This window comes from Pseudomonas sp. ICMP22404, from assembly GCF_006227205.1.
Taxonomy (GTDB): Bacteria; Pseudomonadota; Gammaproteobacteria; order Pseudomonadales; family Pseudomonadaceae; genus Aquipseudomonas.
In genome coordinates, this window is the sequence record NZ_VCNG01000006.1 from 155,790 (window position 1) to 178,691 (window position 22,902).

At 60.4% G+C, this 22,902-nt stretch carries 16 protein-coding genes; 9 read left to right on the forward strand and 7 right to left on the reverse strand.

Annotated features, from left to right (window positions below):
* The first annotated feature begins 1 nt into the window (after position 1).
* Together FGE05_RS13135 and FGE05_RS13140 are read left to right on the forward strand one after the other, a co-directional pair.
* Positions 2-1,282, forward strand: a complete 1,281-nt coding sequence (locus tag FGE05_RS13135; RefSeq protein ID WP_139645522.1) for a hybrid sensor histidine kinase/response regulator — start codon at positions 2-4, stop codon at positions 1,280-1,282.
* The gene (locus tag FGE05_RS13140) at positions 1,275-1,652 is read left to right on the forward strand and encodes a response regulator (protein ID WP_139645524.1); all 378 of its coding nucleotides are present in this window, start codon (positions 1,275-1,277) and stop codon (positions 1,650-1,652) included. Before FGE05_RS13135 ends, FGE05_RS13140 begins: the two co-directional genes overlap by 8 nt.
* Before the next feature lie 257 nt (positions 1,653-1,909).
* Here the strand turns inward: FGE05_RS13140 and FGE05_RS13145 are convergent, their stop codons facing one another.
* The 3 genes from FGE05_RS13145 to FGE05_RS13155 form a co-directional block, all read right to left on the reverse strand.
* Complete coding sequence (locus FGE05_RS13145; RefSeq protein ID WP_373682471.1) at positions 1,910-3,577, reverse strand: response regulator; 1,668 nt, start codon at positions 3,575-3,577, stop codon at positions 1,910-1,912.
* The gene (locus FGE05_RS13150; protein ID WP_139645528.1) at positions 3,577-5,079 is read right to left on the reverse strand and encodes an ATPase domain-containing protein; all 1,503 of its coding nucleotides are present in this window, start codon (positions 5,077-5,079) and stop codon (positions 3,577-3,579) included. The genes FGE05_RS13145 and FGE05_RS13150 overlap by 1 nt, the downstream gene beginning before the upstream one ends.
* Positions 5,080-5,213: 134 nt before the next feature.
* Positions 5,214-6,272 (reverse strand): lipopolysaccharide assembly protein LapB, encoded by a 1,059-nt coding sequence (locus FGE05_RS13155; protein ID WP_139645529.1) that lies wholly within the window; start codon positions 6,270-6,272, stop codon positions 5,214-5,216.
* A gap of 357 nt (positions 6,273-6,629) precedes the next feature.
* Between FGE05_RS13155 and FGE05_RS13160 the strand changes: the two genes are divergently transcribed.
* On the forward strand, positions 6,630-7,046 hold the full coding sequence (locus FGE05_RS13160; protein WP_139645530.1) for a hypothetical protein: 417 nt from the start codon (positions 6,630-6,632) through the stop codon (positions 7,044-7,046).
* A gap of 172 nt (positions 7,047-7,218) precedes the next feature.
* Here FGE05_RS13160 and FGE05_RS13165 read toward each other — a convergent pair whose 3' ends face one another.
* The 4 genes from FGE05_RS13165 to FGE05_RS13180 all read right to left on the reverse strand — a co-directional run bounded on the left by FGE05_RS13165 (position 7,219) and on the right by FGE05_RS13180 (position 14,026).
* A complete protein-coding gene (locus FGE05_RS13165; RefSeq protein WP_139645708.1) occupies positions 7,219-8,640 on the reverse strand; it encodes an efflux transporter outer membrane subunit in 1,422 nt (473 codons plus the stop codon).
* 11 nt (positions 8,641-8,651) lie between these two features.
* The gene (locus tag FGE05_RS13170; RefSeq protein WP_139645532.1) at positions 8,652-11,831 is read right to left on the reverse strand and encodes an efflux RND transporter permease subunit; all 3,180 of its coding nucleotides are present in this window, start codon (positions 11,829-11,831) and stop codon (positions 8,652-8,654) included.
* Between the two features lie 15 nt (positions 11,832-11,846).
* Positions 11,847-13,100: a multidrug efflux RND transporter periplasmic adaptor subunit MexE gene (gene mexE, locus FGE05_RS13175; RefSeq protein WP_139645534.1), complete on the reverse strand. Its 1,254-nt coding sequence runs from the start codon at positions 13,098-13,100 to the stop codon at positions 11,847-11,849.
* A gap of 161 nt (positions 13,101-13,261) precedes the next feature.
* Positions 13,262-14,026, reverse strand: coding sequence for an ABC transporter substrate-binding protein (locus FGE05_RS13180; protein ID WP_257225641.1), 765 nt, complete (start codon positions 14,024-14,026; stop codon positions 13,262-13,264).
* A 399-nt stretch (positions 14,027-14,425) separates the two neighbouring features.
* On the opposite strand from FGE05_RS13180, the gene FGE05_RS13185 reads away from it, so the two are divergent.
* The 6 genes from FGE05_RS13185 (at position 14,426) to FGE05_RS13210 (ending at position 22,892) form a co-directional block, all read left to right on the forward strand.
* On the forward strand, positions 14,426-16,141 hold the full coding sequence (locus FGE05_RS13185; protein WP_139645538.1) for a type I secretion system permease/ATPase: 1,716 nt from the start codon (positions 14,426-14,428) through the stop codon (positions 16,139-16,141).
* A 19-nt stretch (positions 16,142-16,160) separates the two neighbouring features.
* The gene (locus FGE05_RS13190; protein ID WP_175362650.1) at positions 16,161-17,480 is read left to right on the forward strand and encodes an HlyD family type I secretion periplasmic adaptor subunit; all 1,320 of its coding nucleotides are present in this window, start codon (positions 16,161-16,163) and stop codon (positions 17,478-17,480) included.
* Between the two features lies 1 nt (position 17,481).
* Entirely contained in the window at positions 17,482-18,795 is a 1,314-nt protein-coding gene (locus FGE05_RS13195; RefSeq protein ID WP_139645542.1) for a TolC family protein, read from the forward strand.
* A gap of 118 nt (positions 18,796-18,913) precedes the next feature.
* A complete protein-coding gene (locus FGE05_RS13200) occupies positions 18,914-21,763 on the forward strand; it encodes a M10 family metallopeptidase C-terminal domain-containing protein (RefSeq protein WP_139645544.1) in 2,850 nt (949 codons plus the stop codon).
* A 271-nt stretch (positions 21,764-22,034) separates the two neighbouring features.
* Complete coding sequence (locus FGE05_RS13205; RefSeq protein ID WP_139645546.1) at positions 22,035-22,460, forward strand: YciI family protein; 426 nt, start codon at positions 22,035-22,037, stop codon at positions 22,458-22,460.
* 24 nt (positions 22,461-22,484) lie between these two features.
* Positions 22,485-22,892, forward strand: a complete 408-nt coding sequence (locus tag FGE05_RS13210; RefSeq protein ID WP_139645548.1) for a VOC family protein — start codon at positions 22,485-22,487, stop codon at positions 22,890-22,892.
* Positions 22,893-22,902 lie beyond the last annotated feature (10 nt).

Genomic DNA, 22,902 nt, shown 5'->3' on the forward strand with positions numbered 1-22,902 from the left:
CATGCCAAGAGATATTCAAGCCAAACTGCTGATCGTCGATGATCTGCCGGAGAATCTGTTGGCGCTGGAAGCCCTGATCAAGGGGGACGACCGCAAGGTCTACAAGGCTCAGTCGGCCGACCAGGCGTTGTCCCTGCTGCTGCAACATGACTTTGCCCTGGCCATCATCGACGTACAGATGCCGGACATGAACGGCTTCGAGCTGGCCGAGCTGATGCGGGGCACGGAGAAGACCCGTAGCATTCCGATCATTTTTGTCAGCGCCGCCGGCCGGGAACGCAACTATGCCTTTACCGGTTATGAAAACGGTGCGGTGGACTTTCTGCACAAGCCACTGGACACCCATGCGGTCAAGAGCAAGGTCAATGTGTTCGTGGAACTCCATCGCCAGAAGAGGGCGGTGAAGGAACAGGTCGTCGCCCTGGAGCAGAGTCGCCGGGAACAGGAAGTGCTGCTTCAGCAGTTGCAGGCCACCCGCAGCGAACTGGAGCAGGCGGTGCGTATGCGTGACGACTTCATGTCGATCGTCGCCCATGAGGTGCGCACGCCCCTCAACGGCCTGATTCTCGAGACACAACTGCGCAAGATGCATCTGGCTCGGGACAACGCCGCCGCGTTCAGCCTGGACAAGGTCAAGGCTATGGTCGAGCGCGACGAGCGGCAGATCAAGAGCCTGATCCGACTGATCGAGGACATGCTGGATGTATCACGCATTCGTACCGGCAAGTTGTCCATCCGACCGACCCGTTTCAACCTCTCGGCCTTGGTGGAAAACCTCTTGCGCAATTTCCAACCGCAGATCGTGGCTGCCGAATGCGCGTTGAATTACACCGCCGAGCCTTCGGTTGAAGGGCTCTGGGATGAGTTTCGGATCGAGCAAGTGGTGTCGAACCTGCTGACCAACGCGTTGCGCTATGGGGGCAAGAGCCCGATCGATGTGCGCGTCTACAAGACGCCCGAGCACGCCTGTATCGAGGTCCAGGACCGCGGCATCGGTATCAGCGAGGAGAACCAGAAACGCATCTTCCAGCAGTTCGAGCGGGTGACCTCCAAGGCGGTCGCCTCCGGCTTGGGGTTGGGCTTGTTCATTTCCGAGCAGATCGTCACCGCCCATGGAGGGACCATCACGGTCAATAGCCGCATCAACGAAGGCGCGTTATTCCGTGTTTGCTTGCCCTTGCAGCTCTCCGTCCTTCCAAAAAACGTCGCATTGACGCAACCTCTGAATGACCCTACGGTCGTATCAGCAGCTATTGATCGAACGAAGGCTTCCCATGAGTGAAGATGCGCAAGATGTTGTACTGGTCGTCGAGGATGATCCGTCGATCATGATGGTATTGTCCACCTACCTGTCAGGGGTGGGGTACAGGGTGCTGCAGGCCGAAAATGGTGATAAGGCCTTCGAAATCCTGGCAAGCAAGCCCCACCTGGACATGATGATCACCGACTTCCGACTGCCGGGCGGTATTTCCGGGGTGCAGATCGCCGAACCCGCGGTCAAGCTGCGTCCTGAGCTGAAGGTGATCTTCATCAGCGGTTACGCCCAGGAAGTGCGCGACACCGACAGCCCCATCACCCGCCAGGCGCCGATCCTGGACAAGCCGTTCGACCTGGACGAATTGCAGGGCATCATGCGCTCGATGTTGTCCTGACGCTGTTGAGTTCACCCCAACCCTTGTGGGAGCGAGCCTGCTCGCGATGACGGCGGCACATTCAACATTTCTGCGGTAGACATACCGCTATCGCGAGCAGGCTCGCTCCCACACCGGGTCCTGCGGCGTATGCAGCTTCGTGTACGCCACAAAACCCTGTGGGAGCGAGCCTGCTCGCGATGACGATGGCGCATTCAACGTCTCTGAGGCAGACATACCGCATTCGCGAGCAGGCTGGCTCCCACATGGGATTCGACTCAAGCCCCGATCATTTCCCGGACCTTGGCCGTCAACAGGTCAAAGGTGAACGGTTTCGTGATCATCTGCATGCCCTGGTCAAGGAAGCCCCCGCGTACCGCCGCATGCTCGGCGTAGCCGGTGATGAACAGCACCCGCAAGTCCGGGCGGATCTGCCGGCCGACTTCCGCCAGTTGCCGGCCGTTCATGCCTGGTAATCCCACGTCGCTGATCAACAGATCGATGCGCTGGCCTGATTCGAGAATCGGCAACGCACCGTTGGCATCGCCGGCTTCGAGGAAGGCATAGCCCAGTTCGCCCAGTACCGAGCTGACCAGCACCCGGACTGCCGGATCGTCTTCGACGATCAGCACGGTCTCGCCGGCTTGCGCAGGAGCCGCGTGCTGGGGGGCGGCCAATGATTCGGGGATTGCCTCGCCCAGGAAGCGTGGCAGATAAAGATTGACGGTGGTGCCTTTGCCGACATCACTGTCGATTGCCACGTGGCCACGGGATTGCTTGCTGAATCCATAGATCATCGACAGGCCCAGCCCAGTGCCCTGGCCGATGGGCTTGGTGGTGAAAAATGGATCGAACGCGCGATTGACGACTGATTCGGGCATGCCACACCCACTGTCCTGCACACTCAGCACCACATAGTCGCCGGGCTCCAGGTTGGTGTACGCGTCGGTGAAACCGGCATCCAGATGTGTGTTGAACGTGCGCACCACCAGCATTCCGCCTTCCGGCATGGCATCCCGCGCGTTGAGGACCAGGTTGAGCAGGGCACTTTCCAGTTGATTGGGATCGGCCTCGGCGATCCAGAGCTGGTCTTCCAGTTGCATGTCCAGCCGGATGCTCTCATTGAGGCTACGCTGCAACAGCTCCCCCATGGACAGCACCAGGGTGTTCATCTGCACGGCCTTGGAGTCCAGGGACTGGCGCCGGGAGAAAGCCAGCAAGCGATGGGTCAGGCCGGCTGCGCGGTTGGCCGAGGTCACGCCCAGGTCGATCAGGCTGTCCAGGTCTTCGGTGCGGCCCCGTGCCAGACGTCTGCGCAACAGTTCGAGGCTGCCGATGATCCCGGTCAGCATGTTGTTGAAGTCGTGGGCGATACCGCCAGTCAGCTGGCCCACCGCTTCCATTTTCTGCGATTGGCGCAGGGCTTCTTCATTGTGGCGCAATTGAGCGGTGCGCTCTTCTACCTGTTGTTCAAGGGTTTCAAGGGTATTCTGCAGGCGCAGCTCGCTCTTGCTGAGATCGATCAGGCGTTCCCGGGCCTCGTATTGCCTTCGTCGACCGCGCAAGGCGGTGGTGACCAGGCTGACCAGGGTCACTGGATGAAAAGGGCGCTCCAGGAACGTCACGTTGCCCAGTTGCATGCCGATACGCGCCGCCGGGTTCTGTTCCGGACCACCATGATGGGTCAGCAGGACGATGGGCAGGTCCGACCATGCCGGCTGTTGTTCAATCTGCTGGAACAATGTTTCCAGGTCGGGGCCCACCAAGGCTTCCGACGAGATCACCAAAAGGCCGGCGCCATGCTCGAGCTCGTTGCACAATTGCCCCAGATGGCGACAAATGAGGCCGGTGAACCCGGCTTCATTGAGGATCATCATGGCGATCTGGCTGTCCCGTCCCAGCGGCGCGAGGATCAGCGCCCGCTCCGACAGGGGCTCGACCAACATCACTGGAGCTCATCCCTGAGCAGCGGGTGGTCCGCTCCCATATAGGTCGGTACCCCACGCAAAACACCCTGAAAGGCTTCGAGTGGTTCACCGATCGTCATGCCTTGCCCGCTGATGCGGTACTCGCGGATCGTCGATTCGTGGCTGCCGGTGCGTTTCTTGATGATGGAAATCGCTCGGCGGACCTTGCCCAGCGCCTCGAAATACCGCAATAGAATCACGGTATCGGCCAGATAAGTAATGTCCACCGGCGCCTGCATATCGCCTACCAGTCCATGTTGCGCGACGGTCATGAAGGTGGCCGCTCCCTTGCGATTGAGGTAGAGCAACAGCTCATGCATGTGCAGCACCAGAGCGTTTTCTTCCGGCATGGCGGCCTGGTAGCCGTTGATGCTGTCGATGACGACGGTCTTGATGTCACCTTCATCGACGCAGCGGCGTACCCGGTGGGAGAACTCACCAGGAGACAATTCGGCGGCGTCTACCTGTTCGATCAACAGGTTGCCGGTTTCTTGCAGCGCCTTCAGGTCGATGCCGATATTGTTCATGCGTTCGAACAGCAGGCCCAGCTCTTCGTCAAAAATGAACAGGGCAGCCTTTTCGCCCCGTTGCACGGCCGCTGCGGCGAAAATCATCGAAATCAGCGACTTCCCGGTACCTGCCGGCCCCAGGATCAAGGTGCTTGAACCGGTCTCGATACCGCCACCCAGCAGGGCGTCCATTTCCGCAATGCCGCTGGACAGCTGTTGACGCAGGTATTGCCCGCGATGCTCGGCCGCCACCAGGCGCGGGAAGACGTGAAGACCGTCCCCCATGATGGTGAAGTCGTGGAAGCCGCCACGGTATTTTTGCCCGCGATACTTGACCACCCGGATCCGTCGCCGTTCGGCGCCATAATTGGGCGTCAACTCTTCGAGGCGAATCACCCCGTGGGCGACGCTGTGCACGGTCTTGTCCAGGGATTCGGTGGTCAGGTCATCGAGCAGCAGGACGGTGGCGTCGTAGCGCACGAAGTAGTGCTTGATCGCCAGGATCTGCCGGCGATAGCGCAGGGAGCTCTGCGCCAGCAGACGGATCTCCGACAGGCTGTCGAGTACGACCCGGGTCGGCTTGACCTGTTCGACCACCTCGAAAATCTGCCGGGTCGCTTCCCCCAGCTCCAGGTCCGAAGAATACAGCAGGCTTTGCTGATGCTCGGCATTGAGCAGGCTTTCAGGCGGCGTCAGTTCGAAAATATGGATGTTGTCGTCCAGGGTCCACCCGTGGGAGGTCGCGCCTTGGCGCAATTCACGCTCGGTTTCCGACAACGTGATGTACAACGAGCGTTCGCCGGCTTGGGCGCCGGCCAACAGGAAATGCAACGCGACTGTGGTCTTGCCGGTGCCGGGTTCCCCTTCCAAAAGGAACACGTGGCCGCGGGACAGGCCACCGGAGAGGATATTGTCCAGTCCTTCGATACCGGTGGCGGCTTTGGCGTCGATCAACTCGTTCAATGTAGACAAAAATAGCCCCCTCATGGCTAAGGAAGTAAAGCAGGTTGAAGTGTCTGAATACTTGACCTTTGGCGATGATGGCGGTTCCACTTCCTGTTACATAACCGGTGAAGTTGTATAACTTGCGATGTGGTCGAGGTCTTCTACAAGCCTTGCTGCAGCACCGGATCGTCAGGGTTCAGCTGTTCCAGTTTCGCCAGCAGGATCTGCACATTCTGCAACTGCCCGGTTTCCTTCCAGTAGTTGATCAGCAACACCCGGGCCTTGCGGTCGGCAGGGTAGCGCTGGACAATTTCCTGCAACTGTTTCTGCGCGGCTTCCAGCTCCTGCTCGGCATGCAGGGTGGTGGCCAGGTCATAACGGTAATAGCGATTGTCGGGCTCCAGTTCCACGGCTTTTGCCAAGCCGAGCACCGCGTATTCGCCCTGGCCATGTTGCAGCAACCACATGCCCAGCGCATGTTGCAGGTAAGCTGACTGCGGCTGGGTTTGCAACTGTCTTGCGAGTAATTGTCGTGCGGCTTCGCCCTGGCCCTGTTTGTCGAGTACTTCGATCTGCAAGACCACTGCTGGCAGGTTGTCCGGCTTCAGGCGCAGGGCTTGTTCCAGGGCTTGCTGGGCCTTTTTCAACTCGGCGTTGTGCAGGTGCAGGCGGGCGAGTTGATAGAAGGCGTCGGTGGTTTGCGGGCCGTCTTGAAGTTGCTGTTCCCAGGTGTCGATGGCCAGTTGCATGGCGCCGAAGTACAAGCCCAGGTCATCCGGCGACAGGCCCAGCAGGGCGTTCACGGCGGCAAATCGCACGCTGGAGTCGTCATCATCGAGCAGCGGCCCCAGCAGCAGGCTGCGTTGCGCCGTCGGCACCAGTCCGACAATGCTGCCGATGGCCGCCCGACGTACATCCGCCGATGCGTTGTGCAGGTCCGCATCCGCCAGTTTCAAGGCCTGGGGACTTGGGTAGTTGGGCAGTTCGGCGTGCAGCCACACACGCCGCTTGGGCGAGAGGTCCGGACGCCCCATTTGCTGGTAAAGCATGCGCGCGGCTCCCGGCTGTCCGTTACGGGCACTTTCCAGGGCTTCACTGTAACCACGCTTGATCGCTTCGGGGATTTGCGGCGTGGTGCTGCGTAGCCACGCCGCGACAACACCGATCAACAACAGGACACAGAGGCTGAGGAGCAGATAGCGACGGCGAGGCGTGGGCATGCAGGGAGTCCATTACCAAAAGCGTGAAATGTCGCAAGCTTCGGTCAGGTGGGGGCCTGAGTCAAACCCTGAGCCATGGATTGAACCTTGTGGAGCGGGTTTGCCCGCGATGGCGTCGGATCTATGAGGTTGATTCGTTCGTTGGCCTGTGAAAATGGTATGCCAGTCAGTGCGGGTTATGTCGAATTAATATGAACCGCTGTCAGACTTGACAGTGTTTGGTTACGCCGTCGTGTGCTCGAATGAATTTGCAAGACTAACGGTCTGTTATCGAGGGTCGTTGAGCCTCAGTTTCGTCAGCTGTTGCTGGCAAGTCTGGTCGGGACGACTTTAATAATTGGATTGGCAGGAGCTGACATGAAGAGCACAGCGAAAATCGATAAAAGTGTCGAGCATGCTTCAAAAAAGGGCGCGGGGTTTGCAGTCGCTACTTTAGAAAATCTGAGGTTCACTGATATCAGAGGGGAGTTTGAGCACGGAAACGTATATATGATATTTGCTCTGAATGATGGCGAGTTTGGCATAACTCAATTCATTGAGGTGTCTGTCATGCGCGACGGCCTTCAGAAAAAAGAGATTATTTTGCCATCGCCTTACGTTCGAAGCTGGATACGGTTTGGTGCTTCGCAGGGGGCAGCGACAGGAGGGAGAGTCGTATGCAAATGGGACGAGGCCAATTTGCACGCCGTCGGTGAGTTTGAATTGATTGCTCCATTCAACGGGACGAAGATCTTGAAGGGTACTTTCGACGTTACCGTCCCTGGTAACTCGTAGATCGATCTATAGGGTAGTGTTGCAAACCGAGCCAACACTCTTGGGACTTGCAAGGTGAGCCAATAATCTTCGGGCGCCATCAGCCAGACAAAAAAAGCCCCGCGTCCAAATGAACGCGGGGTAATGAATTGGTTGATTGCGGTCAACCAAAGGGGCTCTGTGCAGAGGTCGGTCAGTTGCTGGCGACGGTTTCCGGCTGCCAGCCACCGCCCAGGGCCTTGTAGATCGCGACGATGCCGCGGTACAGGTCAACTTCGGCCTGGGCCTGGGTGTCTTCGGCGGCGAGGCGTTCGCGCTGGGCGTCGAGCAGCACGAGGAAGTCCACGGTGCCTTCGCGGTAGCGGATTTCGGCCAGATCGGCAGCGGCACGGCTGGATTCGCTCTGGCGGATCAGCGAGATCAGCCGTTGCTGGCGTTTGCCGTAATCGCTGAAGGCGTTCTCCGACTCTTCCAGTGCCAGCAACACCTGCTGTTCGTAAGTTGCCAGGGCGCCATCGGCCTCGGCGTTGGCGCCGCGCAGGCGAGCCCGCACGCTGCCCAGGTCAAAGGCTGCCCAGGTAATGCTCGGGCCCAGCGCCCAGGCGTTGGCCGCCGACGAGCCGATCTGCGAACCACGCCCTGCGGTGAAACCAAGGAAGCCGCTGAGGCTGACCCGTGGAAACAGGTCGGCCTTGGCCACGCCAATGCGTGCGGTGGCCGCGGCCAACTGACGTTCGGCGCTGAGAATATCCGGCCGACGTTGCAGCAACTGTCCCGGGTCGCCGATCGGCAAGGCCTTGGCAATGGCCGGCAGGTCCTTGGGATTCAGGTCCACGCTCAGTTTGTCCGGACGTTCACCCAGCAGGGTGGCGATGCGGTTGCGCTGACGCACCTGCTCGGCCTGCAACTGCGGCACGCTGGCTTCTACGGAGGCCAGGCGGGCGTCGGCACGGACCACATCCAACTGATCGCCTACGCCGGCATCGCGCAGGCTTTCGGTGATCTTGCGCGACGCCTGTTGGTTCTGGAGGTTCGCCAGGGCGATTTTTTCCCGCAGTTGGGCGCCGCGCAGTTGACCGTAGGCATCCACCAGCTCGGCGATCATGGTCACCTGCAGTTGGTAGAGATCGGCCTCGGCCGCCTGCTGATCAGCGTCGGTGGCTTCCAGGTTGCGCTGGATGCGCCCGAACAGATCCACTTCCCAGGCCATGTCCAGGCCCAGGTCGTAGCGCTCGGTATTGACCCGGTCGGTGGTCTGTCCCGGAATCTGGCCTTTGCCCAGGTTGCTGCTGGCGCGACTGGTGATGGTCGGCATGGCGTCATTGCTGGCGTCGTCGCGAATGGCTCGCGCCGCCCGCAGACGGGCGAAGGCGACGCGTAACTCGCGGTTGCCTTCCAAGGATCGGGTCACCAACGCATTGAGGGTCGGGTCATCGAACTGCTGCCACCAGACGCCTTCGAAACGGGCCCGGTCGAAGTTCTTCTGGCCGGCGGCGCCGTCGGTGGCGGTGGTGATATTCGCCGCCTCGGTTTGCGGTGCCTTGTAGTCCGGCCCCACGGCGCAGGCGCCCAGGGCCAGGACCAGCAAGCTCGGCACGAACACTTTCAAGCTCATTGTTGCCAAGCTCATTGTTGCGTCTCCAGTTTCAAAGCCCGGGCCGACTTGCGGGCCTCGCTGCGCTCGACGAAGTTACGGATCAGTACATAGAACACAGGGGTGAGCAGCAGACCGAAGAAGGTCACGCCCAGCATCCCCGAGAACACCGCGACACCCATGGCGTGGCGCATTTCCGCACCGGCACCGCTGGAGAACACCAGGGGCACCACGCCCATGATGAAGGCCACGGAGGTCATCAGGATCGGCCGCAGACGCAGGCGGCAGGCTTCCAGGACCGCTGCCAATGGGTTCATGCCCTCGAGCTGTTTATCCTTGGCGAACTCGACGATCAGAATCGCGTTCTTGCAGGCAAGCCCCACCAGTACGATCAGGCCGATCTGAGTAAAGATGTTGTTGTCGCCACCGGACAGGATTACCCCGGTAATGGCGGACAGCAGGGTCATCGGTACGATCAGGATCACTGCCAGCGGCAGGCTCCAGCTTTCGTACTGTGCCGCGAGTACCAGGAACGCCAGCAGTACGCAGAGCGGGAACACGAACAGCGCGGTGTTGCCCGACAGGATCTGCTGGTACGTCAGGTCGGTCCACTCGTAGGTCATGCCGTTGGGCAATTCGTCCTTGAGCAGTTTCTCGATGGCTTTCTCGGCCTGGCCGGAGCTGTAGCCCGGTGCGGCGGCACCGTTGATTTCAGCGGTAATGAAACCGTTGTAGTGCATCACGCGGTCTGGTCCCGAGGAGTCGCTGACCTTGATGAAGGTCGCCAGCGGGATCATCTCGCCACGGTTGTTGCGCACCTTGAGCTGGCCGATCTGGTCCGATTCGAGGCGGAATTGCTGCTCGGCCTGGACGTTGACCTGGTAGGTACGGCCGAAGCGGTTGAAGTCGTTGGCATACAGCGAACCCAGGTAGATCTGCAGGGTGTCGAAGATGTCGCTGACGGCCACGCCGTGGGTCTTGGCTTTTTCCCGGTCGATGGCGGCATCGACCTGGGGCACGTTCACGGTGTAGCTGGTGAACAGCCCGGCCAGTTCCGGCACGCTGCGGCTCTTGGTGATGATGTTCATGGTTTCCTTGTACAGCTCGTCGTAGCCCAGGTTGCCCCGGTCTTCGATCTGCAGGCGGAAACCACCGATTGTGCCCAGGCCCTGTACGGGCGGCGGCGGGAAGATCGCCATGTAGGCTTCCTGGATGCCCGCGAACTGGCCGTTCAAGGCGCCGGCGATGGCGCCGGCCGACTGGCTCGGGTCCTTGCGTTCATCAAACGGCTTGAGGGTCACGAACACGATGCCGGCGTTCGGACTGTTGGTGAAGCCGTTGATCGACAGTCCAGGGAACGCCACCGCGCTCTGGACGCCGGGTTGCTTGAGCGCCAGGTCGGACATGCGCTTGATCACGTCTTCGGTACGGTCCAGGCTCGCGGCATCCGGCAGTTGGGCGAAGGCCACCAGGTATTGCTTGTCCTGGCCGGGCACGAAGCCGGTCGGGGTGTTGGAGAAGCCGAAGAACGTCAACACCATCAGGCCTGCATAGACGAAGAGGGCGATGCCGCTGCTGCGGATCACGCGGCCTACGGCGCCCACGTAGCTGTGGCTGGCGCGGTCGAAGAAGCGGTTGAACGGACGGAACAGCCAGCTGCCCAGCAGTGCATCGAGGAACTTGGAGAAACGGTCCTTGGGCGCGTCATGGCTCTTGAGCAGTACCGCGGCCAGGGCCGGCGACAGTGTCAGGGAGTTGAACGCCGAGATCACGGTGGAAATGGCAATGGTCAGGGCGAACTGCTTATAGAACTGCCCGGTCAAGCCGCTGATGAATGCTGCCGGAATGAAGACCGCGCAGAGCACCAGTGCAGTGGCGATGATCGGGCCGGTCACTTCGCCCATGGCACGCTTGGTCGCTTCCACCGGAGTGAGGCCCAGGCCGATGTTCCGTTCGACGTTTTCCACCACGACGATGGCGTCGTCCACCACGATACCGATGGCCAATACCAACCCGAAGAGCGAAAGCGCGTTCAACGAGAAGCCGAACAGGTGCATCACGGCGAACGTGCCGATCAACGATACCGGCACGGCCACCAGCGGGATGATCGAGGCACGCCAGGTCTGCAGGAACAGGATCACCACCAGCACCACGAGGATCAGCGCTTCGAACAGTGTGTGGACCACCGCCTCGATGGAGCCGCGCACGAAGATCGTCGGGTCATAGACGATGCTGTAGTCCATTCCCGCCGGGAAGTTCTTCTTCAGTTCGTCCATCTTGGCATGGACGTCGTTGGAGATCTGGATGGCGTTGGAACCTGGACGCTGGAAGATCGGGATCGCCACCGCCGGCTGGTTGTCGAGCAACGAGCGCAGGGCGTACTGGCTGGAGCCCAGCTCCACGCGGGCAATGTCTTTCAGGCGGGTGATTTCACCGTTGGCGCCGGAACGGATGATGATGTTCTCGAACTCTTCCTCATTCACCAGGCGACCCTGGGTATTGATCGAGAGCTGGAACGCCTGGGCATTCGGCGCCGGTGGCGCACCCAGGGCACCAGCCGCGACCTGACGGTTCTGCTCGCGAATGGCGGTGACCACGTCGGTGGCGGTCAGGTTGCGCGAAGCGGTCTTGTTCGGATCCAGCCAGACCCGCAGGGAGTAATCGCCCATACCGAACAGTTGCACATCACCCACGCCACCCAGGCGCGCCAGCTCATCCTTGATGTTGAGCAGGGCGTAGTTGGACAGGTAGAGCATGTCGTAGCGTTTGTCCGGCGAGGTCAAGTGCACGACCATGGTCAGGTCGGGCGACGCCTTGTCCACCGTGATGCCGATCCGGGTCACTTCTTCCGGGAGCTTGGGCTCGGTCCGGGTGACGCGGTTCTGCACCTGTACCTGGGCGTTGTCCAGGTCGGTGCCCAGGGCAAAGGTGATGGTCAGGGTGATCTTGCCGTCAGCGGTGGATTGCGAGGACATGTACAGCATGTTCTCGATGCCGGTGATGGCCTGTTCCAGGGGCGCGGCCACGGTTTCACCGATGACCTTGGGGTTGGCGCCCGGGAAGTTGGCCCGCACGACCACCGTAGGCGGAACGACTTCGGGGTATTCGCTGATCGGCAACTGGAACAGCGAGATGGCGCCGGCGATCAGGATCAGCAGCGAAAGCACCGCTGCGAAGATCGGCCGCGAAATGAAGAACTGGGAAAATTTCATCTTGAGTTCAGTTCCTTAACCGCGTGGGGTCGCAGCGGCCAGTTTTCCCGCCGCTGTGGACGTCGCCTTGGACGGCGCGACCTGGGGCAGGTTGCTGGCTTCGAGCGCTTTGCGTTGTTGAGCCAGGGCGGCGAGGGTTTGTTCGCTGGCCATCGGTACGACTTCAGGCGTGACCGGTGCCCCTGGGCGAGCCCGTTGCAGCCCCTTGACGATGATGGTGTCGTCCTTGCTCAGGCCGCTACGCACGATGCGCAGGCCTTCGATCTTCGGTCCCAGCTCGACGGGGCGATATGCAGGCTTGTTGTCGGTGTCCATCACCAGCACGAATTTTTTGCCCAGGTCGGTGCCCACGGCTTCATCGTTGATCAGCACGGCTGAGTAGGTGCCGCTGCCCACCAGCTTCAGCCGGGCGTACAGGCCGGGGGTGTAGGCCCCGTCCTTGTTGTCGAATACGGCGCGGCCGCGGATGGTGCCGGTCTGCGGGTTGACCTGATTGTCGATGAAATTCATCTGGCCCTGGTGCGGGTTGCCGTCCTCGTTGGACAGGCCCATGTAGACCGGCGTGGCCTGGCCGCGCTGGCCCTGGCGGGCGAGTTGGGTGTATTTGAGGAAGACACGCTCGTCGGCGTCGAAGTAGGCGTAGACCTTGTCGGTGGACACCACGCTGGTGAGCGCGGTGACGTCGGCGGTCACCAGGTTGCCGGCGGTGATTTCCGCGCGGCTGACGCGACCATTGATGGGCGACGTGACGCGGGTGAAGCTCAGGTTCAGTTTGGCCAGGTCCAGTTGTGCCTGGATCGCCGCGGCGGCGGCACGGGCTTCCTGGGCGGCGCTGGTACGCGAATCCGCCAGTTCGGCGGAAATGGCATTGCTCTGGCGCAGGCGCTCGCCACGCTGGGCTTCGTTCTCGCTGCGGGTGGCCGTGGCGCGGGCCTGGGCCAGTTGGGCTTCGAGACGGCGCACTTCAGCCTGGAAGGGGCGAGGGTCGATCTGGAACAGCAGGTCGCCTTTCTTGACCAGCGCACCCTCGGTGAAGGCCACTTCGTCGATCTGCCCGGAAACCCGTGGACGAATTTCGACGGTTTCCGGCGCTTCGAGGCGTCCGGTGAACTCATCCCACTCGTTGACTGGCTGTTCCAGTACCTTGGCCACACTGACTTTGGCGGCCGGCATGGACGCTGCCGTGTCAGGTGTCTTGCCACAGGCGCTTATCACCAGCACCGCCAACAGTGCGAGGGGAAAACGTAGTTTTGAAAGTGAATGGTCCATGGATAGCATCCGCCAAGTGTATTGAGATGGGCGGATGATGCGTGGCGGGATGCGGAGGAACGAATCGAATGAAGCAAAGGTAACTATCATTCGGAATGATATAAGCGCCGCCTACCTGCGGAACGCAGCTGGCCAGGGAGCTTACTCCCTCGCCGCAAGGTTTATTGCGACAGGTAGCGGTCATGCACGCGGTCGATGGTACCGTCCTTGCGCAGCATTTCAACGGCCTCGCGCAAATCCTCCACCATCTTGGGAGAACACAGCTTCGAACAGGCCAGGTAGAGGTCGGCATGGCTGTTGACCGGGCTCATGAGCAGTTTGCGCTTGGACACCTTCGGCCAGATGTAACGGCTTTCCGGAACGCCGTTGAACCAGGCATCGATGCGCCCCATCAGGAGCATCTGGGCGGGGTTGTCGCCAATGGTCAGCGGATAGATCTGATCATCCCTGAATCCCTGGACGCGCAGGATCTCTTCCTGGGCACTGCCCAGGCCGACGCCGATCTTCTGAAAGGTATCCTTGGCTTCGGCAAAATTGCGCACTTGTCGGTCGAGGCTGAAGAAAGCCCGCTCCATCGGCATGATGGGGGCGATCCAGGTGAAGTGGTCTTCACGGCTGGGGATGCGTGACAGCGGCGTGATCAAGTGATCTCGCTCCTCGCTGACATGTTTTTGCGCCCTGGCCCAGGGCAATACATGGATTTTCATCGCGTATCCCGCCTTGGCCATGGCTTGCACGGCGATATCCCCGACGATGCCATAACCCCTGGGGTCGTTGACGAATGTCAGCGGGGGAGCGTCCAGGATGTGCAGTTCAATCGGCCTGGGCTCGCCGTGGGCGGTGTGAACGAGCAGCAGCGACAGCAACAGGCAAAGCCGGGAAAGCGCTTCGGGGCGAACATTCAACACGCGTGTGATCCGGCTCATGATCGATACTTCAGGCATTGAAAAAAGGGGGCGGCATTCTACGTGTGACTGGCCTCGTGAAACAGCGTCCTGCAGGTTCTCCGATCGTTCGATGCCGCGTTTGCGAAGGTGAATCCGTCATGATCGTTTCGTCCGGACATTCTGCTGCTGTTGCCTTGATCTTATTGGTTGTCCTGAAGGTATAGATCATCTGGCCAGCGAAGGCCTTGCGTTCTTGGCGGATTATCTGCGCGGATTCCAGTCGCCCTCCCTTCAGAACCAGGCGCCGCTGTCGATACAACGCAGGCAGCTCAAACCGCGCGGGCGCTTCAGAGGTATCTGCCAACACTCCTCAGGGCGCTCATGCGCCAGCGTTTATCCGATTTTGCGGGTCGGCCCAACGACCTCAGGTAATGAACCATGTCAGCCCACCCCAGAACCGAGCTGGAAAGTGCCCTTGCCCTCTGCAAGGGCAGTTTTCTTTCCGTTGGTTTTTTCAGTTTCTTCGTCAATTTGCTGATGTTGGTTCCATCGTTCTACATGCTGCAGGTGTATGACCGCGCGGTAGGCAGCGCCAGCCTGTCCACGCTGTTGATGCTGACCCTGATCATGTTGCTGTTGATGACTACGATGGGCGGCCTGGAGTGGGTGCGCTCGCGGATCATGGTGCGAGTCAGTACGCGCCTGGAGTCGTTGCTGGGCCGGCGTCTGTTCGACGCCAGTTTCAGACAGGCGCTCAATACCTGTGGCATGAGCGCCTCGGCCCAGCCGTTGAGCGATCTGAGCGCCTTGCGTCAGTTCCTGACCGGTAACGGCCTGTTTGCTTTTTTCGACGCGCCCTGGATTCCGATCTACCTGGGCGTCATGTTCATGTTCCATCCCTGGTACGGTTGGATGGGGGTATTGAGCGCGTTGTTGCTGGGGGCGTTGGCCTTCGTCAACGAAAAACTCACGCGCTCACCGTTGCAGGCCGCCAACCGCGAGCAGATGGCGGCTACCGCCTTCATAAACAAGAGCTTGCGCAATGCCGAAGTGGTCGAATCCATGGGCATGCTGGCAAGCCTGCGTGAGCATTGGAGCCGACGGGTTCATGAGGTCCTGGTCCTGCAAAGCCTGGCCAGTGATCGCGGTGCGACCGTTGCGGCGGTATCCAGGACATTCCGCCAGATCGTCCAGTCCCTGGTGCTGGGCCTGGGGGCTTATTTGACCATCACCCACCAGATTTCGCCCGGGCTGATGATTGCCGGCTCCATTTTGCTGGGACGCGCCTTGGCCCCCATCGACCAACTGATTGGCGTGTGGAAAGGCTTTCTCGGCGCGCGCTCGCAATATGCCCGGCTTCACGAATTGCTGGTCAAGGTAGCCGCAGAGCCCGAACGCATGCCGTTGCCAGCGCCGGCGGGGGCGATTCGTGTCGAGGGGTTGTCGGTCGTAGCCCCCGACGCGCGCAAGCCGATCATTCGCGGCCTGGATTTCCAGGTGGCCGCGGGGGAAGTGGTCGGGATCATTGGCCCCAGCGGTGCCGGGAAGTCAACGCTGGCACGGGCGCTGCTGGGGATCTGGCCAAGCCAGGCCGGCACCGTGCGCCTGGACGATGCGGACATCAGCCAATGGCGTCGCGATGAACTGGGTCAGTACATCGGTTATCTGCCCCAGGACATCGAACTGTTCGAGGGCACCATCAGCCAGAATATCTCGCGCTTCGGCCCGACCAACGCGTCTGCGGTGGTCGCCGCCGCACGCATGGCCGGCGTTCATGAACTGGTGCTGCAATTGCCCGAGGGCTACGACACCGTGATCGGTGCCAATGGTGGCGGGTTGTCCGGCGGCCAGCGTCAACGTGTCGGCCTGGCTCGTGCCTTGTACGGCGAACCGCGCCTGGTGGTACTCGACGAACCCAACTCCAACCTGGATGACGCGGGCGAAAAAATGCTCGCCGAGGCCCTGCGCAAACTCAGGCAGAGTCGGGCCACGGTATTTGTCATTACCCATCGCTCCGGGGTGCTGGCCCAGGTGGACAAACTGCTGGTGCTCAATCAGGGCGAACTGAGTCTGTTCGGCCCACGGGACAAGGTCCTGGCGCGATTGCAGGGCGTTGCGTCCGCAGTTCCCCCGGCCACCGTGATTCAATCGTAAGCAGCGGATAAAACCTTTCATGCAGAACAGTCAGCTTTCATCCGCCCACGTGCCCGCGCTACCGATCGATGATGTACCGGCACGGCGCATCGGCTACCTCATGTTGTTGGTGACTTTCGGCCTGTTCGGCGGCTGGGCCAGCCTGGCGCCACTTGACAGTGCCGCACTGGCGCCGGGTGTGGTCACGGTCAAAAGCTACCGCAAGACCGTACAGCATCTTGAAGGCGGCATCGTGCGCGAACTGCGCGTTCATGACGGCGACCGGGTGAACGCCGGCGATGTGTTGCTGGTGCTTGACAACACCCAGGCACGCTCGGAAATGGAAGCCATGCGCAGCCAGTTGATCGCCGCGCTCGAGTTGCAGGCCCGACTGGAGGCTGAGCGGGACGCACTGCCCGAACCGGTAGCGGTGCCGACCCTGGACCCGGCTGATCCGCGAGTGCGTGAGGCTCGCGACAGCGAAGCACGGATCTTCCAGGCTCGACGCAATTCGTTGCAGGGTGAAGTCGGCCTGCAGGAAAAGACCATCGGACAAATCGAAGAACAGATTCGCGGGTTCAAGACCATCATCGCCAGCAAGCAGATGCTGGCGGCCTCCTACCAGGACGAGATTGTCGATTTGCGAGCGCTGCTTGCCGAAGGCTACGTGGACAAGCAGCGCCTGCGCGAGCAGGAGCGCAGTCTCTCTCGCCTGCAGACTGAAATAGCCGAGAGTCAGTCCCAGATCGCCCAGGCGCGGGTCAATATCGACGAGGCGACACTGAAGATTCTCCAACTGAAAAAGACCTTCGCCAGCGAAGTCGCCGGTCTGTTGGGGGATGCCCGAACCAAAGTGTACGAACTGCGCGAACGGCTGGCGACACTGCAGGATCGTGACCAGCGCACCGACATCCTCGCCCCCGAGTCGGGAATGGTGATGGGCATGACTGTCCACACCTTGGGGGCAGTGGTCAGTCCAGGTACGGCGCTGCTCGATATCGTTCCGGCCAACGAAGAGCTGATCGTCGAAGCCCAGGTTTCGCCAATGGATATCGATCGCATCGCAGTGGGCAAGTTGGCGAACATTCGTTTCAGTGCGTTCAAGAACAGGGCTACGCCGGTCGTCGAAGGACAACTGGTGCAAGTATCTGCTGATCGCCTGGTCAACAAGGATACCGGCACGCCGTATTACCTGGCCCGGGTGGCCATGACTGACAAGGGACGTCAGGCGTTGGGCGGCCTGACTCTGGTGCCGGGCATGCCGGTCGAAGTGCTGATCAACACCGGTGAGCGGACGCTGTTGCAGTATCTGATGCAACCAGCGAGCAATGCCTTTGCCCGTTCGTTGATCGAGGACTGACATGAAGTCTCTGATCGCGATATGCCTGCTCGTCATGCCGCTTGGCGCGGTTGCCGACGATTCTTACATAGACCTGTGGCAGCTCCATCAGGAGGCGCAGGGGGCCGATCCACGTATTCTGCGGGCGCAAGCCCGGATCCACAGCGGGGAGGGCAACGAGCGTGCGGCCCTTGGCCAACTGCTGCCACAGCTCAACGCCAGCGGCAGCGTCAATCGCGGTCGGCGTGACGACGACCTGAGCCGTATCCAGTACAATGGCAAGCGCATGGCCGTGGCGCTCAGCCAGGTGATCTACGACCCGCAGGTCTGGCGCAGTTACCAGAAGTACGTAGAACTGGCCCGACAGAGCGAATACGAATCCGACGACACCCAGGTACAGTCCAGCATCGACCTGTCCGAGCGCTACTTCGCCGTACTCGCGGCGGAGGATGAGCTGTCCCTGGTGCGCAGCGAGCTGGATGCGACCGAGCGCAACCTCAAGCGCGTCAACGCGCTGTATGCGCGGCAGATGGCGATGGTGACCGATACGCTTGACCTCGAGGCGCGAGTGGATGCGCTCAAGGCGGATGAGATCGAAGCCGGCAACAAGGTCCAGGTCAGTCGGGAAGCCATTTCCGAATTGGTGGGGCGCGATGTCCAGGAGCCTTTCAAGCGCATCGGCGACAATCCGGCTTTCAGTCTGCCGGCGCAGACCCCGGACTATTGGGTGCAGACAGCACTCGATAGCAACCCGGCACTGCACGCCCGCGAGCACAGTATCCGTGCCGCCGAGGCGGCTATCGGTGAGGCCAGGGCCGGCCATCTGCCCCGTCTGGGCCTGAACCTGACGGCGCAACGCAGCGATATCGGTTATGAAGGGGCAGTGACGCCGCGCTCGGACAACCTCGTCGCATCCCTTGATTTGCAGGTGCCGCTCTACAGTGGTGGCTCCACCAGCGCCCGGGTATCGACGTCCGAAAGTGATAAGGAAGTCGCCCAGCAAGAGCTGGAGGCCTTGCGGCGCCAGGTGATCAAGGAGACACGCACCGCCTATCTCGGGATGTCGGCCGAACTCAGCCGGATCAAGGCCACGCGCCATGCGCTGGAGTCCGCCGAAAAGTCGCGGATAGCCACGGAGAAAGCCTTCGGATATGGCGTCAAGAATGCCGTGGACGTACTGGACAGCATCAAGGAAGAGTTTCGCGCACGGCGTGACTTCTATCAGTCCCAGTATCGGTTCGTAACCAGCTTGCTGGTCCTGCAGCGCTGGAGCGGAAGGTTGGGGGATGGGGATATTCGCAAGGCCAATGACTGGCTTGTTGCGCCAAAAAAATAGCGTCAGAATTGATAGGGTGGTGGCAATGTGATATTAATGCCGCCATTTTCCAACACTATGATCACTTGTAGCGGCCGCATCCTAGGAAGGGCCGCAGATCTGCACACAGGAAGTTCGTATGCCAAGTCCCGCTGGTTTTACATTTGCTCTGCCGGCAAGTTTGACCGGAAATGCCCAAGTCGACAGCCTGATCTACGGCACTTACTGGATGGATACCAACGGCACGTTCTCCACGGCCTTGACATACAGTTTCATGACCACCGATTCATATTTCGCCAGCTCCTATAGCAACGTAAATGAATACACGTCTGGCTACGTCCTGTCTTCAGCGCAACAAAGCGCCATTGTCAGCGCCCTGGGCAAATGGAGTTCAGTGGCCGATATCAAGTTCACCCAGGTGAGCGAGTCTTCCACCAACGTCGGCGACTTGCGATTCGGTGGTTATGGGGACATGGACGACGGCACCGCCGCCTGGGGTTATTTCCCCGGCCTGAGCGCCAGCGCCGGTGACGTCTGGATCGGGCCGGCGACGAGCGACCCAAGCCCCGTTCAGGGCAGTTACGATTATCTGACTTTCGTGCATGAAATTGGCCACGCGCTGGGTCTCAAGCATCCGTTCACCCCAGGTCCTAGCAACCCCACGGTGCTTGCTGCCCAGTACGATGATGTCCGTTATACGGTCATGAGTTACCACAACTCGTACTCTTATGAGCCGACCACCCCCATGCTGCTGGATATTGCCGCCATCCAGAGTCTTTATGGTGCCAATACCCTTTGGCAGACCGGTAACAACACCTATAGCTGGGCGGTTGACCAGTCGGTATTCGAGACCATCTGGGACGCCGGTGGCAATGACACGATCGATGCCAGTAATCAGCTGTCGGCAGTGCGCATCAATCTGAATGAGGGGCAGTTCAGCAAGATCGGCCAGGCATTCCTGAACACAGACACCAATACCGCCTTTAATGAAGGGCTGGCGATAGCCTATGGCGCCAAGATCGAAAACGCTGTGGGCTCGGCCAATGACGATACCCTGATAGGTAATGCACTGGGTAACGTTCTGAATGGTCTTGCCGGTAAAGACACCCTGATCGGCGGCGCCGGCAACGACACCTATGTGGTCGACAACGTCGGTGACGTGATCAGCGAAGACAGCACGCTGGCCGGCGAGATTGACAGCGTGCGCTCTTCGGTGAGCTGGGGGCTGGGTGCCAACCTGGAAAACCTCACGCTGATCGGAAATGACAACATCAACGGCCTCGGTAACGCCCTTGCCAACGTACTGACCGGCAACGCGGGCAACAACGTGCTGGTCGGTGGCGCCGGAGCGGACACGCTGATCGGCGGCGCCGGCAACGACACCTATGTGGTCGACAACGTCGGTGACGTGATCAGCGAAGACAGCACGCTGGCCGGCGAGATCGACATGGTGCGCTCTTCGGTGAGCTGGGGGCTGGGTGCCAACCTGGAAAACCTCACGCTGATCGGAAATGACAACATCAACGGCCTCGGTAACGCCCTTGACAACGTACTGACCGGCAACGCGGGCAACAACGTGCTGGTCGGTGGCGCCGGGGCGGACACGCTGATCGGCGGTACCGGCAACGACACCTATGTAGTCGACAATATCGGCGACACGGTCACCGAGCTCGCCGACGAAGGCCATGACCTGGTGCGCACGTCGGTCAGCTATACCCTGTCGGCCAATGTCGAGGATGGTCAACTGGTCGGCCTCTCGGCCATCAATATCACTGGCAACGCCTTGGACAACCGCCTCACCGGTAACGTGGAGGCCAACCTGCTGGATGGCGGTCTCGGAGCCGACACCCTGATCGGAGGCACCGGCAACGACACCTATGTGGTCGACAACGTCGGTGATGTGATCAGTGAAGACAGCACGCTGGCCGGCGAGATTGACAGCGTGCGCTCTTCGGTGAGCTGGGGGCTGGGTGCCAACCTGGAGAACCTCACGCTGATCGGAAATGACAACATCAACGGCCTCGGTAACGCCCTTGACAACGTACTGACCGGCAACGCGGGCAACAACGTGCTGGTCGGTGGCGCCGGGGCGGACACGCTGATCGGCGGCACCGGCAACGACACCTATGTAGTCGACAACATCGGTGATGTGATCAGCGAAGAGAGCACCCTGGCCGGCGAGATCGACATCGTGCGCTCTTCGGTGAGCTGGGGGCTGGGTGCCAACCTGGAGAACCTCACGCTGATCGGAAATGACAACATCAACGGCCTCGGTAACGCCCTTGACAACGTACTGACCGGCAACGCGGGCAACAACGTGCTGGTCGGTGGCGCCGGGGCGGACACGCTGATCGGCGGTACCGGCAACGACACCTATGTAGTCGACAATATCGGCGACACGGTCACCGAGCTCGCCGACGAAGGCCATGACCTGGTGCGCACGTCGGTCAGCTATACCCTGTCGGCCAATGTCGAGGATGGTCAACTGGTCGGCCTCTCCGCTATCAATCTCACTGGCAACGCGCTGGACAACAGCCTGATCGGCAACGGCGCCGCCAACGTGCTCAACGGCCTGGACGGCGCGGACATTCTGGATGGCGGCGCAGACAATGATCAGCTTGACGGCGGCGCGGGCAATGACGTGCTGATCGGTGGCATTGGCACTGACACCCTGACGGGTGGTACCGGAGCCGATAGCTTCATGTTCGGCGCGTTAAATGAGTTGGGTATCGGCAATGCTCGCGACATCATCCTGGATTTCAGTCAACTCCAAGGCGATAAGCTTGACCTGTCGAAGCTGGATGCCAATATCCTCGCTGCAGGAATCAACCAATTCAGCTTCATCGATTCGGCTGACTTCAGCGGTGCAGGGCAATTGCGCTTCGTCGACCATGTGCTTTCCGGCAATATCGACGGCAATCTGGGAGCGGACTTCGAAATCCAACTGGTGGGTGTCAACACCTTCAGTGCCAGCGATCTGGTTGCTTGATCGGCCTCTGAGAACACCGATCCGTGGAAAGGGAGCTTGCTCCCGCTGGGGCCGCATAGCGGCCCTTTCTTTTGTGGGCGCTTTGCACTCAGGCGGCAGCAAGCTCCCTCGCGACTGTTTCCGAGCAAGTGAACAGTGCCGCGCTTATCAGGCGGCGTTTTCATATAGGTTCGAAAAATAATTCAGCCAGCCTGTCGATTTCTCCCATTGTCATTCGATTATCCATGGAACCGCTGCAACGGCGGCTTACTCAGCATCAGGAGATAAGACCATGCGATTTTTGGTGATCGTCAAAGCCAGCCCGGAATCGGAAGCCGGGGAAATGCCCAGTGAAGCGTTGCTGACCGCCATGGGTGCCTACAATGAAGAATTGGTCAAGGCCGGGGTAATGCTCGCGGGTGAAGGCCTGCACCCCAGTTCCAAGGGCGTGCGCGTACAGTTTTCCGGCAAGAACCGGACCGTTGTCGACGGCCCCTTTGCTGAAACCAAGGAGCTGATCGCCGGCTTCTGGATCTTCCAGGTCCAGTCGCTGCAGGAGGCCATTGACTGGGTCAAGCGTTGTCCAAACCCGATGGTCAGCGACAGCGAAATCGAAATCCGCCAGATCTTTGAAATGGAGGATTTCGGCGAGACCTTTACTCCCGACCTGCGCGAGCAGGAAGCACGCCTGCGGGCGCAGATGTCTGATCAATCGTAGAACCTGACACCAGGAGATCCGACCATGAGAATCATTCCTTACCTGACCTTCAACGGTAACTGCAAGGAAGCCTTCGCGCTGTACAAGGACGTGCTGGGCGGTGAGCAGTTTTCCATGACCTTTGCCGAAGCGCCTGAAGAAACGGGCATGCCCAAGGACAACAACCTGATCCTGCATACCTGCCTGACCGTCGGCGACTTCAGCCTGATGGCCTCCGATTGTCCGCCGGGCCAGCCTTACCGCAAGCCGCAGGGTGTTTCGGTGTCCCTCAATGTCGACAGCGTGGCCGAGGCCGAGCGACTGTTCAATGGCTTGAGTGCGGGGGGCAGCGTGCACATGCCGTTGGCAAAGACTTTCTGGGCGGAACGTTTCGCCATGTTCGAAGACCGTTTCGGGATTGCCTGGATGGTCAACTGCGAAGGTGCGAAGTAGGGGGGCGAAC